Origin of the sequence: Aeromonas sp. FDAARGOS 1411 (assembly GCF_019047125.1) — a bacterium.
Taxonomy (GTDB): Bacteria; Pseudomonadota; Gammaproteobacteria; order Enterobacterales; family Aeromonadaceae; genus Aeromonas; species Aeromonas veronii.
In genome coordinates, this window is sequence record NZ_CP077214.1 from 3549398 (window position 1) to 3563784 (window position 14387).

12 protein-coding genes are annotated in these 14387 nt (G+C 58.2%); 9 read left to right on the forward strand and 3 right to left on the reverse strand.

Annotated elements, in window-relative coordinates:
* Positions 1-30: 30 nt before the first annotated feature.
* A complete protein-coding gene (locus I6L41_RS16050) occupies positions 31-735 on the reverse strand; it encodes a GntR family transcriptional regulator (protein WP_005357335.1) in 705 nt (234 codons plus the stop codon).
* Positions 736-1017: 282 nt separating this feature from the next.
* Here I6L41_RS16050 and I6L41_RS16055 point away from each other — a divergent pair, with 282 nt between their 5' ends.
* Positions 1018-2607: an alpha-glucoside-specific PTS transporter subunit IIBC gene (locus tag I6L41_RS16055; RefSeq protein WP_216963983.1), complete on the forward strand. Its 1590-nt coding sequence runs from the start codon at positions 1018-1020 to the stop codon at positions 2605-2607.
* The gene (locus I6L41_RS16060; RefSeq protein ID WP_216959997.1) at positions 2604-3929 is read left to right on the forward strand and encodes a 6-phospho-alpha-glucosidase; all 1326 of its coding nucleotides are present in this window, start codon (positions 2604-2606) and stop codon (positions 3927-3929) included. The genes I6L41_RS16055 and I6L41_RS16060 overlap by 4 nt, the downstream gene beginning before the upstream one ends.
* Positions 3930-3993: 64 nt before the next feature.
* Here I6L41_RS16060 and I6L41_RS16065 read toward each other — a convergent pair whose 3' ends face one another.
* Positions 3994-4998 carry a substrate-binding domain-containing protein gene (locus tag I6L41_RS16065; protein WP_005355925.1) on the reverse strand — a complete coding sequence of 335 codons (1005 nt, stop codon included), beginning with the start codon at positions 4996-4998 and terminating at the stop codon, positions 3994-3996.
* Between the two features lie 434 nt (positions 4999-5432).
* On the opposite strand from I6L41_RS16065, the gene I6L41_RS16070 reads away from it, so the two are divergent.
* From I6L41_RS16070 to glpG, 7 genes are all read left to right on the forward strand, one after another.
* A complete protein-coding gene (locus I6L41_RS16070; protein ID WP_005339442.1) occupies positions 5433-6554 on the forward strand; it encodes a branched-chain amino acid ABC transporter substrate-binding protein in 1122 nt (373 codons plus the stop codon).
* 66 nt (positions 6555-6620) lie between these two features.
* Positions 6621-7547 (forward strand): high-affinity branched-chain amino acid ABC transporter permease LivH, encoded by a 927-nt coding sequence (gene livH / locus I6L41_RS16075; protein ID WP_005339439.1) that lies wholly within the window; start codon positions 6621-6623, stop codon positions 7545-7547.
* Positions 7547-8815: a high-affinity branched-chain amino acid ABC transporter permease LivM gene (locus I6L41_RS16080; protein ID WP_005355922.1), complete on the forward strand. Its 1269-nt coding sequence runs from the start codon at positions 7547-7549 to the stop codon at positions 8813-8815. The genes livH and I6L41_RS16080 overlap by 1 nt, the downstream gene beginning before the upstream one ends.
* A complete protein-coding gene (livG, locus tag I6L41_RS16085) occupies positions 8812-9585 on the forward strand; it encodes a high-affinity branched-chain amino acid ABC transporter ATP-binding protein LivG (protein ID WP_110304531.1) in 774 nt (257 codons plus the stop codon). The genes I6L41_RS16080 and livG overlap by 4 nt, the downstream gene beginning before the upstream one ends.
* Before the next feature lie 16 nt (positions 9586-9601).
* A complete protein-coding gene (locus I6L41_RS16090; RefSeq protein WP_005339433.1) occupies positions 9602-10303 on the forward strand; it encodes an ABC transporter ATP-binding protein in 702 nt (233 codons plus the stop codon).
* Positions 10304-10425: 122 nt separating this feature from the next.
* Positions 10426-10749, forward strand: a complete 324-nt coding sequence (gene glpE, locus I6L41_RS16095) for a thiosulfate sulfurtransferase GlpE (RefSeq protein ID WP_005355913.1) — start codon at positions 10426-10428, stop codon at positions 10747-10749.
* A complete protein-coding gene (gene glpG, locus I6L41_RS16100) occupies positions 10746-11579 on the forward strand; it encodes a rhomboid family intramembrane serine protease GlpG (protein ID WP_213388170.1) in 834 nt (277 codons plus the stop codon). Before glpE ends, glpG begins: the two co-directional genes overlap by 4 nt.
* 66 nt (positions 11580-11645) lie before the next feature.
* Here glpG and I6L41_RS16105 read toward each other — a convergent pair whose 3' ends face one another.
* Positions 11646-14090, reverse strand: a complete 2445-nt coding sequence (locus I6L41_RS16105) for a VolA/Pla-1 family phospholipase (protein ID WP_216959999.1) — start codon at positions 14088-14090, stop codon at positions 11646-11648.
* Positions 14091-14387: the final 297 nt, after the last annotated feature.

Genomic DNA, 14387 nt, shown 5'->3' on the forward strand with positions numbered 1-14387 from the left:
CAATAACCAACCCGCAGGCTGGCGAGCGGATTAACGAAAACGGTGCAGGTGGTAGTCGACATGGTAGTCGTTACCATTGCGGAACATGATGGAGTAGTTGAGGAACTCTCCGCTCTCGCTGTATGAGAGCGAGGTGAGCCGCAGGATAGGGGCCCCCTGCTCGATATGGAGCAGCTCGGCAGTAACCCGATCCGCCAGCACGGCACTGAAGCACTCATAGTTACCCGCAATCGCGATGCCGCACTCCCGTTCGATGTAGTCGAATTTGGACCCTTCCAGATGGGCGACCGACAGATTGCGAAACAGTCTGACCGGCATATAGCTCTCTTCCAGCAGCAGAGCCCGACCATCCACCGAGCGGATCCGGCTGGAGTAATAGACGGGTTCATTCACCTTCACCCTCAGCTGACTGGCGATGGCCGGTGGCGCAGGCATGGTGCGAAATTCCAACACCTGGCTGGTCAACGTGCGCCCCTGCTCGCGCATCAGTTCGGTAAACCCGCTCAGCCCTTTGGTCTCATGCTGGACATCCTTTTTCGTCACATAGGTGCCGCTGCCGTGGCGCCGCTCGACCAATCCCCACTCGATCAACATGTCTACCGCTTTGCGAATGGTCATGCGGGAGACACCATACTGTTCTGCCAGCGCTTTTTCGCCCGGCAACACATCTCCCACCCGGCACTCGGCACCGTTTACCCTGATCCTGAGTCGATCAGCCACCGATTTATAGATCACTGCTAGACATCTCCTGTGGTCACAACGCCAACCATCTTATTCTTAATCAAGCGGCTAAATTGCTTAAAAACAATAACTTAACTTTCAATTAAAGCTGCAAGAACATCACAAAACCAAGAGGTACAACAATATCGCAAAAGTTAGACATCTTTGTCTAAATAACTGCATGCGTCAGATCACATTATTCCAAGATATTTCATGAGGTCTCTTTTTATCGTTGCTAATTTGCATCTGGCAACACCGGCAAGGATTCGATTAGCTATTTCAACCAAGGGACAATATATGCTCAGTCAAATTCAACGTTTTGGCGGAGCAATGTTCACTCCTGTACTGCTTTTTCCTTTTGCAGGTATGGTAGTAGGCATTGCAATTATGCTGAAAAACCCGATGTTTGTCGGTGAATCACTGGCAAACCCACAAGGATTATTCTTCCAGATCATCCATATTATTGAAGAGGGTGGCTGGACAGTATTCAGAAATATGCCGCTCATATTTGCGATTGGCCTGCCAATCGGTCTGGCAAATAAGGCTCAAGCCAGAGCCTGTCTGGCTGTATTGGTCAGTTTCATGACCTGGAACTATTTTATCAACGCCATGGGAATGACCTGGGGCAGTTATTTCGGGGTCGACTTCAGTCAGGATGTGGGGGGTGAAAGTGGCCTCGCCATGGTGGCGGGGATCAAGACCCTGGATACCAGCATCATAGGGGCCATCGTCATCTCCGGTATCGTGACGGCACTGCACAACCGTCTGTTTGATCGCCAACTGCCGGTCTTTCTCGGCATCTTTCAGGGCAGCTCTTTTGTCACCATTGTCGCCTTCTTCGTGATGATCCCCTGCGCCTGGCTGACCCTGATCGGCTGGCCAAAAGTCCAGATGGGCATCGCCTCCCTGCAGAATTTCATGCTGGTCTCGGGTCCGGTCGGGGTGTGGGTATACACCTTCCTCGAGCGGATTTTGATCCCGACCGGCCTGCATCACTTTATCTACGGCCCCTTCATCTTCGGCCCTGCGGCAGTAGAGGGAGGCATTCAGCTCTATTGGGCGCAGCACATGCTGGAGTTCAGCCAGAGCACTCGCCCGCTGATTGAGCTGTTCCCTCAGGGTGGTTTTGCCCTGCATGGCAACTCGAAGATTTTCGGTGCCATGGGGATTGCCCTGGCCATCTATGCCACGGCAGCCAAAGAGAACAAGGCCAAGGTTGCAGGCCTGCTGATCCCAGCCACCCTGACCGCCATTCTGGTCGGTATCACCGAGCCGCTTGAGTTCACCTTCCTCTTCATCTCGCCGCTGCTGTTTGCCATCCACGCCCTGCTGGCAGCCACCATGTCGACTGTGATGTACCTGTTTGGTGTGGTCGGCAACATGGGTGGAGGTCTGCTCGACCAGTTCCTGCCGCAGAACTGGATACCCATGTTCCACAACCATGCGGGAATGATGTTCACCCAAATCGCTATCGGGTTGGTCTTTACCGGAATCTGGTTCCTGATATTCCGCGCGCTGATTATCAGACTCAATCTTAAAACACCGGGCCGGGAAGACAGTGAAATAAAGCTTTATTCCAAGTCAGATTATCAGGCAGCCAAAAACCAGCGGGGTAGTGATAGTGCAACACAAATTATCGAAGCGCTTGGTGGAGTCAAAAATATACGCAGTCTAAATAATTGTGCCACCCGCTTAAGAATATCGCTGGTTAACAGCAAGCTAGCCGCTGCAGATGAGGAGTTTATTAAATTAGGGGCCCATGGTGTCGTCCGCCATGGCGATAGTATCCAGGTAATTATCGGTCTGCATGTACCTCAGGTACGTGAAAATATGGAATCGATTATGAACAACAGTCATCAACAATCGTCTTTAGTAATGGAGTCATGATCATGAAAAAATTCTCTGTAGTCATTGCCGGTGGTGGCAGCACTTTTACTCCTGGTATCGTTCTGATGTTGCTGGAAAATCAACATCGCTTCCCGCTCAAGGAGATCAAATTCTACGACAACGATAGTGCCCGTCAGGAGATCATCGCCGAAGCCTGCAAAATCTTGCTGAAAGAGAAGGCTCCCGAGATCGCCTTCAGCTATGGCACCGACCCCAAAGCAGCGTTTAGCGATGTAGATTTCGTCATGGCCCATATCCGGGTTGGCAAATATCCGATGCGCGAGCTGGACGAGAAGATCCCGCTGCGTCATGGCGTGGTCGGTCAGGAGACCTGCGGCCCGGGCGGTATCGCCTACGGTATGCGCTCCATCGGCGGAGTGCTGGAGCTGGTCGACTATATGGAGCAGTACTCACCCAATGCCTGGATGCTCAACTACTCCAACCCGGCCGCCATTGTGGCCGAAGCGACCCGTCGCCTGCGTCCCAACGCCAAAATCCTCAACATCTGCGACATGCCGATCGGGATCGAGGGGCGCATGGCCCAGATTGCCGGTCTCAAATCCCGCAAAGAGATGCGGGTACGCTACTACGGCCTCAACCACTTTGGCTGGTGGACCCGCATCGAGGATCTGGAAGGTAACGACCTGATGCCGAAGATCAAGGAGCACGTCGCCCGCCACGGCTATGTGCCCAATAGCGCCAGCCATGCCGAAGCAAGCTGGAACGATACCTTCGCCAAGGCAAAGGATGTGTGGGCGCTCGACCCGGATACCCTGCCCAACACCTATCTGAAGTACTACCTCTACCCGGACTATGTGGTGGCCCACTCCAACCCGGAACACACCCGCGCCAACGAGGTGATGGAGCACCGCGAGAAGCAGGTCTTCACCGCCTGTACCGACATCGTCAAGGCAGGCAATTCAGCAGCGGGCGAGCTGGAGATCGATGAACACGCCTCCTATATCGTTGACCTGGCAACCGCCATTGCCTTCAACACCCAGGAGCGGATGTTGCTGATCGTTCCCAATCGCGGCGCCATCCCCAACTTTGACCCGGAAGCCATGGTCGAGATCCCCTGCCTGGTCGGCAGCAGCGGACCTGAGCCGCTGCAGGTGGGCAGCATCCCGCTGTTCCAGCAGGGCATGATGGGCCAGCAGGTCGCGGTCGAGAAACTGGTGGTCGAAGCCTGGGTTGAGCACTCTTACCAGAAACTGTGGCAAGCCATCACCCTCTCCAAGACAGTGCCCAGTGCATCGGTGGCCAAGTCCATTCTCGATGACTTGATAGAGGCCAACAAAGCCTACTGGCCGGAACTGAAATAAACCGCCCATAAACAAAAACCCCCTCGTGACAGAGGGGGTTTTTCGTTTTGGCAACGGGTGCGGATTAACGCAGCGGTTTGACCGAGCGACGGACAATCAGCTCGGGCTGTACCGTCATCGACTCCACTTCCAGCTCCTTGTTGCGGATCCGGCTGACCAGATGCTTCACCGCCAGCTGGCCCAGTTCGGCCTTCGGGTGACGGATGGTGGTCAGCGGCGGGCTGGAGAAGCGCGCCATCTCCACATCGTCGTAGCCGATGATGGAGATATCGTCCGGCACCTTGACTCCCGCTTCCCAGGCAGCGCAAATCGCGCCGATCGCCATGGGATCGTCAAAGGCAAAGACCGCGGTCGGACGAGGCTGCAGGGCCAGGATGCGCTGCATGGCATCGAAGCCGCTCTGGCTCTCGTAATCCCCTTCGAAGACCTGTTCATCTTTGAGGGTCAGACCATGCTCGCCCAGCGCATCACGTACCCCGTCCAGTCGCTGCTGGGTGGTAGGCTTGGAGAGCTGGCCAGTGATGCAGACGATGTCGCGGTGCCCCAGCTCCAGCAGATGGCGTACGGCCATGCGGGCGCCGATGCGGGCGTTGTCGTTGATGACGTTGGCGAAATCGCACTCCGTTCCCCAATCCAGTACCACCTGCGGCACATTCTTGTGGATGCGCAGCATGTCACGCAACGGGGTGTCGATATCGGTACCCAATACCAGCAGGCCATCCACCCGTTTTTCCATCAGCATTCTCAGGTAATGCTGTTGGCGAGGCGGCTGGTTTTCGGTGTTGCAGAGGATCAGGCTGTAGCCCTGTTCGAAGCAGTACGCTTCAACCCCTTGCACCACTTCTGCGAAGAAGGGGTTTACGCTGGTGGTCACCAGCATACCAATGGTCTTGGTCGAATTTATTTTAAGACTGCGCGCTACCGAGTTGGGCGCGTAGTTGAGTTCTGCCACCGCCTCAATCACTTTCTGGGTCGCGTCTTCGCTGACCCGCCGAGTGTGGTTGAGCACATGTGAGACGGTGGAGATGGATACGCCTGCGCGCGAGGCGACATCCTTGATAGTGGCCATCTCTGTCTCCTGACTGTCAAAGGCGGAACATTAGCAGATTTCCCGAATAAAGGCTTGGTTTTAACGAGCTCTGCCACGGAATTGTCAATGCCGGCTAATTTAGGCGCTCATTTCTGTTTGCGCAAATGGATTGTGGTCAAAATGGGAGCGCTGTCAGAGTAAAATATCGCCAGATTAATCCTCTGGCGTTTGTCAGAATCGCCTCTCGTTACCAAGATGTTAAGTCAACAAATCAAAATTAAGCTCTGATTAACGGAAAATAACAGGTCATTTATTTCAAAATCCGCCCATCCAACCCCCTCTGGTTAGTATCTTTAACAGCTTGTTATTGCCCCGTGAGGAATGATAGAACCATATCTATAGCCGGATGCACGGGATGTAGATCCGGAATGGCACACGGAAATGAAACAATCCACTGATTAAGGGACGAATCAATGCATAAGTTGAGCAAAATCACAGTTGGCGCAGCGGTTTCTTTGGCTCTGTTTGGATCGATCTCCATCGCCCACGCGGCAGACACCATCAAGATAGGTATCGCAGGCCCGGTCACCGGTCCGGTAGCCCAGTACGGGGACATGCAGTTCACCGGCGGCAAGATGGCGGTCGAGCAGATCAACAAAGCTGGCGGCATCAATGGCAAGCAGATCGAAGCGGTCGTCTATGACGATGCCTGCGATCCCAAACAGGCGGTGGCCGTTGCCAACAAGGTGGTGAACGACGGCGTCAAGTTCGTGGTCGGCCACCTCTGCTCCGACAACACTCTGCCCGCCTCCGACATCTATGAAGACGAGGGGATCCTGATGGTCACCCCCGCCTCCACCAACCCCAAGATCACCGAGCGCGGTTACCAGCTGACCTTGCGCACCATCGGCCTGGATAGCGATCAGGGCCCGACTGCCGCCAAGTACATCATCGAGCAGGTCAAACCCCAGCGCGTCGCCGTTATCCACGACAAGAAGCAGTACGGCGAAGGGATCGCCTCCAGCGTCAAAGCGGCGCTCGACAAGGCTGGCGTGAAAGTGGTGGCCTTTGAAGGGATCACCGCCGGTGACAAGGACTTCTCCGCCCTGATCGCCAAACTGCAGAAAGAGAACGTCGATTTCGTCTACTACGGCGGCTATCACCCGGAGCTGGGACTGATCCTGCGTCAGGCTGGCGAGAAGGGGCTGAAAGCCAAGTTCATGGGCCCGGAAGGGGTGGGTAACAAGGATATCTCCGCCATCGGTGGCCCGGCTTCCGAAGGCCTGCTGGTGACCCTGCCGAACAAATACGATCTGGTGCCTGCCAACGCCCCGCTGGTAGCGGCGTTCAAGGCCAAGGGTCAGGACTCCTCCGGCCCGTTCGTCTGGACCACCTATGCCGCGGTGCAAACCCTGGCAGCCGGTATCGCCAAGGCGGGTGAAGATGACCCGGCTGCCGTTGCCGCCGCCATCAAGGCCGCACCTATTGATACCGTGATGGGCCCCCTGACCTGGGCACCGAATGGTGACCTGAAAGGCTTCGAATTCGGTGTGTTCCAGTGGCACGCTGACGGTACTTCCAGCCAAGTCAAATAATCTGCCGATCGGGGGTGAGTACGCTCACCCCCTCCTCTCTTTGCGGGCAAGTACAGGGAACGCAGTATGTCCGAACACCTCCTTTATCTCGTTCAGCAACTGCTGAACGGATTAACCATAGGCAGCACCTATGCGTTGATCGCCATCGGCTACACCATGGTCTATGGCATCATCGGCATGATCAACTTCGCCCACGGCGAGGTGTACATGATCGGCTCCTATGTCGCTTTTATGGTGATGGCGGGGCTCATGATGATGGGCATCGACAGCACCTTTCTACTGCTGGGGGGCGCCTTCCTGGTCAGTATCATCATCACCGGCACCTATGGCTGGAGCATCGAGCGGGTCGCCTACCGGCCACTGCGCGGTGGCAACCGGCTGATCCCCCTTATCTCCGCCATCGGCATGTCGATCTTCCTTCAGAACATGATGCGGATGGCACAGGGCTCGCGGGATATCGCCATGCCCAGCCTGATCTCAGGTGGCTGGACCCTGGGGGGTGAGGATGGTTTTCAGGCCAGCCTCTCCTATATGCAGCTGATCATCTTCGTGGTGACTTTCATCACCATGCTGGCGCTGACCCAGTTCATCGGCCGCTCCCGCATGGGGCGCGCCTGCCGCGCCTGCTCGGAAGATATCAAGATGGCCAACCTGCTGGGCATCGACACCCACGTAGTCATCTCCATCACCTTCGTGCTGGGGGCCGCGCTGGCCGCCGTCGCCGGGGTGCTGCTCGGCATGTATTACGGCGTCATCAACCCCTACCTCGGCTTTATGGCCGGTCTGAAGGCCTTCACTGCCGCTGTATTGGGCGGTATCGGCAGCATTCCGGGCGCCGTACTGGGCGGCCTGCTGCTCGGCGTGGTTGAAGCGCTCACCGCCGGTTATCTCAGCACCGAGTACAAGGATGTGATGGCGTTTGCCCTGCTCATTTTTGTGCTGCTCTTTATGCCTACTGGCATCCTGGGTCGTCCGGAAGTGGAGAAAGTGTGATGAAACATCAATTTATCCACGCCTGTATCGCCAGCCTGGTGCTGCTGGTGCTCTCCTTCTGGCTGCTCGGCTTCAAGCTGGAGACCGATGGCTCCAGCCTGCAGGTAGTGAGCCGCCTCGATGTGTCGCTGGCCTGGCTACTGGGGGGCGCCACCCTCGTTTTCTGGTTCCAGATGCTGCGCGGCCAGATCGCCAAGCTGTTTCAGGCCTCCATCAGCGGCTTCTCGGTCGGCTTCACCAAGCTGGTGCTACCGAGCCCGGAAGAGGCGCCCAAGCTCTATAACCTCACCGCCGTGCTGGTGCTGCTGTTTGCGGTGAGCTGGCCCTTTATGGCCTCTCGCGGTGCCATCGATCTCGCCACCCTCACCCTGATTTACATCATGCTGGGGCTGGGGCTGAACGTGGTGGTCGGCCTCGCCGGTCTGCTCGATCTCGGCTATGTCGGCTTCTACGCGGTCGGTGCCTACAGCTATGCCCTGCTCAACACCTACTTCGGGCTGAGCTTCTGGGAGTGCCTGCCCATCGCCGGGCTGATGGCCGCGACCTTCGGCTTCCTGCTCGGTTTCCCGGTGCTGCGGCTGCGGGGGGACTATCTGGCCATCGTCACCCTGGGTTTTGGCGAGATCATCCGCATCCTGCTCAACAACATGACCACCCTGACCGGCGGCCCGAACGGTATATCCGGCATTCCCAAACCGACGCTGGGGGGTCTGGAGTTTAACCGCACCGTCAAGGATGGGGGCTTTGATACCTTCCACAACTTCTTCGGCATTACCTACAACGCCAACCACAAGGTGATCTTCCTCTACCTGATGGCGCTGGTGCTGGTGGTGGTGACTCTGTTCGTCATCAACCGCCTGCTGCGCATGCCCCTTGGCCGCGCCTGGGAAGCGCTGCGGGAAGACGAGATCGCCTGCAAATCGCTGGGGCTCAACCCCACCATCATCAAGCTGACCGCCTTCACCATAGGCGCTACCTTTGCCGGTTTCGCAGGCAGCTTCTTTGCCTCGCGGCAGGGCTTTATCAGCCCGGAATCCTTCGTCTTTATCGAATCGGCCATTGTGCTGGCGATTGTGGTGCTGGGTGGCATGGGTTCCCAGATCGGGGTGGTGCTGGCTGCCATCGTGATGACGGTGCTGCCGGAGCTGGCCCGCGAATTCAACGAGTACCGCATGCTAATGTTCGGCCTCTTGATGGTGTTCATGATGATCTGGCGGCCACAAGGATTGCTGCCGATGACCCGTCCGCATCTGGAGTTGAAGAAATGAGCACTCATCAGAAGTTATTGGAAGTCTCTGATTTGTCGATGCGCTTTGGCGGCCTGCTGGCCGTCAACGGGGTAAAACTGGATATCGACAAGGGCGAGGTGATCTCCATCATCGGCCCCAACGGTGCGGGCAAGACCACCATCTTCAACTGCCTGACCGGTTTCTACTGTCCGAGCGGCGGCACCATCCGTTACAAGGGTGAAGAGATCCAGGGGCTGCCCGGCCACCTCATCGCCCGCAAGGGGATTGTGCGTACCTTCCAGCACGTGCGGCTGTTCAAGGAGATGACAGCGGTGGAGAACCTGCTGGTTGCCCAGCACCAGCACCTCAACACCAGCTTTATCGCCGGTCTGTTCAAGACCCCGGCCTTCCGCCGTGCCGAGCAGGAGGGGCTGGAGCGGGCCGCCTTCTGGCTGGATAAAGTGGGGCTCAAGGATCTCGCCAACCGCGCCGCCGGCAACCTGGCCTACGGTCAGCAGCGCCGCCTCGAGATCGCCCGCTGCATGGCGACCCGTCCCGAGCTGCTGATGCTGGATGAACCGGCCGCCGGCCTCAACCCGAAGGAGACCGACGAGCTGGACGAGCTCATCATGAGCCTGCGGGACGAATTCGGGGTCTCGGTGCTGCTGATCGAACACGATATGAAGCTGGTGATGGGCATCTCCAACCGCATCTTCGTGGTCAGCCAGGGCACCCCGCTGGCCCACGGCAAGCCGGATGAGATCCGTAACAACCCGGCAGTGATCAAGGCCTATCTGGGCGAATCGTAGGACCCAAGGAGTCACGATGTTAGAACTTCGCAACGTATCGACCCACTACGGCAAAATTCAGGCGCTGCACGATGTCAGCGTCGAGGTGAAAGAGGGTGAAATCGTCACCCTGATCGGTGCCAACGGCGCTGGCAAGACCACCCTGCTGATGACCCTCTGCGGCGAACCCAAGCCCAGCAGCGGCTCCATCTGGTTTGAGGGGGAACAGATCAGCTCCCTCACCACCGCCCGCATCATGCGCAAAGATATCGCCGTAGTGCCGGAGGGGCGTCGCATCTTCGCCCGCCTGACGGTGGAGGAGAACCTGCTGATGGGCGCCTTTTTCGTCGACAAGGCAGAGCAGCATGGCCTGCTGGATCAGGTGTTTACCCTGTTCCCACGCCTGCACGAGCGGCTGGAACAGCGCGCGGGCACCATGTCCGGCGGCGAGCAGCAGATGCTGGCCATCGGCCGTGCCCTGATGAGCAAACCGCGCCTGCTGCTGCTGGATGAACCCTCGCTGGGGCTGGCCCCCATCGTCATCCAGCAGATCTTCGACACCATCGAACAGTTGCGCCAGAAGGGGATGACCATCTTTCTGGTGGAGCAGAACGCCAACCAGGCGCTCAAGCTGGCCGACCGCGGTTATGTGCTGGAGAACGGCCACGTGGTGCTGCAAGACACGGGCGCCGCCCTGCTGGCCAACCCGGCAGTGCGGCAGGCCTATCTGGGCGGTTAACCCACTGCCCCGCATGCCATATCAACAAGGGAGCCGCTGGCTCCCTTATCTTTTGTGGGGTTAGTTTGCGCCCAAGCTTGCGGTACACTGGCCCGTAATCAACCTATTCGCAGGACATCCCGATGGACCAGTTTGCCCATATCAATGCCCATGATGCCCACCAGAAACTGAGCGCGGGTGAAGCCCGTCTGGTGGATATTCGCGACCCGCAATCCTTTGAAGCGGCCCACGCGGTCGGCGCCTTCCACCTCACCAATGGCACGCTGGTGCGCTTTATGAATGAAGTGGATTTCGATACCCCGGTCATCGTGATGTGCTATCACGGCAACAGCAGTCAGGGGGCGGCCCAATACCTGCTGCAACAGGGTTATGACGAGGTCTACAGTCTGGATGGCGGTTTCGAGGCGTGGCGCCGGGAGTTTCCCATCGAGGCAGGCGAGGCATGATCCAGCTGCTGGTGCTCGACAACGCCCGCATGGCGCAGGCGCTGGTGGACTATCTGGCGACCCTAGGGATCTCCTGCGAGCTGACCCAGTCCGAGCTAGGGGTCACCATCTGGCTGGCGGACGAGCAACGCCTCGCTCAGGCCCAGCTGGAGGTGAAGCGCTTTCTGACCGAGCCGGGCCACCCGCGCTACATGGAGGCCTCCTGGCAATCTGGTAGCGCAGATGCCCGCATCGACTACAGCAAGGGGATGACGGATCCCATCACCGACTTCCTCCATCAGGCAGGGCCACTGACGCTGGTGGTCATCATCGCCTGTCTCGCCATCTACGGGATCGAGGCCATCGGCCTGCCCATCTACGACGTACTGGCATTCCACCCGACACTGGCCCAGTTCACCGACTGGCAGGCGTGGCGCTATTTCACCCCCGCCCTGATCCACTTCTCGGTGCTCCATCTGGTGTTCAACTTGCTCTGGTGGTGGTATCTGGGAGGCCAGGTCGAGCAGCGCCTTGGCAGCGGCAAGCTGCTGATCCTGCTGCTGGTGGGCGCCGCCCTGCCCAATATCGCCGAGTTCTTTGCCAGCGGCCCGCTGTTTGGCGGCCTCTCCGGCGTGGTCTATGCCCTGCTCGGCTACTGCTGGCTGCGCAGCAAGCTGCAACCGGCCTGCGGCCTCACTCTGCCACCGGCACTGATGGGCTTTATGCTGTTCTGGATGGTGCTCGGCTTCTTCGACATGCTCGGCACCAGCACCGCCAACATCGCCCACCTGACCGGTCTGCTGGTCGGCCTGCTGCAAGGCTGGCTGGATCGCAACCACCAGCCGACCTGATTTTTCAGCAGTTGCAGAAACGAGAACGCCGCCCCGAAGGGCGGCGTTTTTTTACGCGATAGGCAGTTACTGCTTGATCAGGGTGTCATCGGTTACCTTGACCGCCGCACCGCCACTCATAAAGAAGCTGGCGAACTGGGTCTGGATCTCGGTGGTGACCGCGCCAGCCTGATCGAAGTTCTCGTCAGGAGCCAGCAGCGAGCTATGGCCACCTTTCAGGAAGCGCACAGCATGGTGACCCGCCGGGAGCACGCCGGAACCCTTCAGCTCTTGCAAACCCAGCACCCGGAACAGCGGCTCGGTGCCACTCAGCGGCGCAGAGGCGATGCTGTTGGGGATCACCTGATCCGGCAGATTGAGCGCACCATCGCCAACAATTTCGGTGGCGAACAGCGGGAAGCTCTTGGCGACGCCACTGCCCAGATTGATCGGGTCAGCAGAGTCCAGCACTGACTGGGCGGCAAAGGTATAGCTCTGCAAGGTGCTAGCCGCACCCGCCTGCGTGGCCGCATCCAGACTGGGCAGGAACTCGTTGACGAAGCAAGTGGCGGCAGCCGTTTTGCAATTCGGTGCATAGGCGGTAAAGCCCGCTTTCAGCGCCGGACTGCCCGAGGTAAGCACGCTCATCTTGATGGTCGGCCCGAAGCTCGGCGAGTTGAGCAACAACGGCGCGATGCCGCCACCCGGCATAGCCAGACCACCGGTATCGAACTTGAACAGGGCATCAGCCTGAGCACTGCCGGTGGTCTGGTTGGCGACAGCCAGCAGATTGGCCCCGGTAATGGCACCGAGAGAGTGACCGAGGAAATGCACCTTCAGACCGGCACCACCCAATTGGCCACCCAACCCCTTGGCATTGGCCAGACCGACAGCCAATCGCAGCCCCAGCAGATCGGCAACACTCTGTTTCAGGTTGTCCCGCGCCACCGTCAGATAGTTGAGGTTCAGATAGGGGAGCGGGTTCTCCGATGTGGTCACCGTCGCCATGCTGTTGCTCAGGGCATAACCACGCTCGCCGTGCAGCGGATGATCGATCACTACCACAGCGACATTTTTGGCTGTTGGCGTCACTTGCAGACCAGCACCGATCTGGCCCAGCGCCAGCGCATAGGCGTTCTCCTTGATGGAGGTAACCCCGTGCTGATAGATGATCACATCGGTAATGGTATTGAGCGGTGCAGCGGCGAAGATCCGCAGCGGTACCGATTGTACTTCGCTCAGGGTCGGCAACGGGTTGAAACGGCCGATATTGCGCTCGGCATCCAGCGGCTTGCCACCAGAGGTGAGGGTCACCCCGATCAGCTTGCTTGCCTCGGTCAGCAGTTCACTCTGACGGCTCGGGTCGGCGATCAGCTCACCCAGCAATGCCGGGTCCACGCCCGCTCCGACCAGTCCACCGATCACCTCGGTATCGCCCGCTTTCAGCGCGTTGGCGATGGCATAGAGGCTGGGAATGGCGCCGTGCCAGGATTGGGTCTTGGCCTTGTCCCAGGAGCCGGCTATCGCTGGAGTAGAGAGGAAGTAAGGGAGCTTGACGGTACCGGTATACACCTTGGTTAGCTGGGCAACCCCGTTAAGCGGCGTACCAACACCAAAGGCGGCTGTCAGTGCATCTTTCTGATCCTGCGGCAAGAATGGCTCATTCGCCAGCTGGGTCAGAAAATCCACCCCGCTATTAAGACCGCTGATGGTATAGGTTGCTGGCAGGCTGGTGTTGCCTCTGGCATCCTGTTTCCACAGCGCCGCGGCGTCCAGGCTCGGGCTCTTCAGCACGGAAGCGGCGGCACTTTTCACCGCCAGCAGCACATCGGCACCAGATTGGGTGGCAAACCAGTCGGAGAAGATCACCCGATCGCTGGTGATCCCGGTGGCCGCTTTGAACAGACCTTCTTGCAGCGAGATCAGGCCATTGATGGTCTGCTCCTGAGTGGTTGCGCCAGCTGTCGATTTGAAGCTGCTGTAATCGCCGCCCGCCTTGAGCGGTGTGCCACGACTGTCCTTGAGGGCATCAGTCGCCACGATCATGTAGTAAGAAGAGGGATTGAGCGGCTTGAGCGGAACCAGATTGAGCTTGCCGTCTCCGCCAGTGACCACAAAGTCGGTCCCATAAACCAGTGGCTTGCCGCCCTTGACTCCGTTGGGTTGCAGAGTGACCGGATCCAGCGTGAGCTCGAGCAGGTAGAGGGGCGCAACGGCAGAGGCATACTCGCTGGCCGCCGGTGCCGGCACAGAGACACCGGTCACGGTCGCCGGTACCAGCTGGACGGGTTGGGTGGTTGACCAACCATCCAGAGTGGAGAGGGCAGATACCGGGTTCGACAGATCAGCAGTTTCTGTCGAAAACTTCAGGGTACCGTCGCTGGCACGGGGAGCCAGCACGCTCGGTCGAATACCACTGGCGCCACTCAAGGCATAATCGAGGGAGCTGGTGTTGTCTCCCTTGTTGTCATCTCCACCACATCCGGCCAGCAGGGCGCTGACAACAGCTGCATAAATTAGCTTCTTCTTCATTTTTTATTCTCTTTTTATAAGGTTGTTATCCATCACAAGCCAACGGGGTCATCACGACCTCGACTGCAAAACGTTAACATAAAACCAACACCAAATAAGACTCATGCCGGACAGTTCTGGCTCAGCTTTGTGGTGCATGTCATGGTTTCAGGTTAACAAAGGGGCGCAAGGGTAGCAGTTGTAGCCCCATCACCAGACCCGACCAGCCAACGGGCACCATCACGACTAAAAAGCCGCCGCGATCTCGGCAAAGTGAGGGAATTGTCGGTAGAATGTCCGCCAACGCTTAAGGAGGAC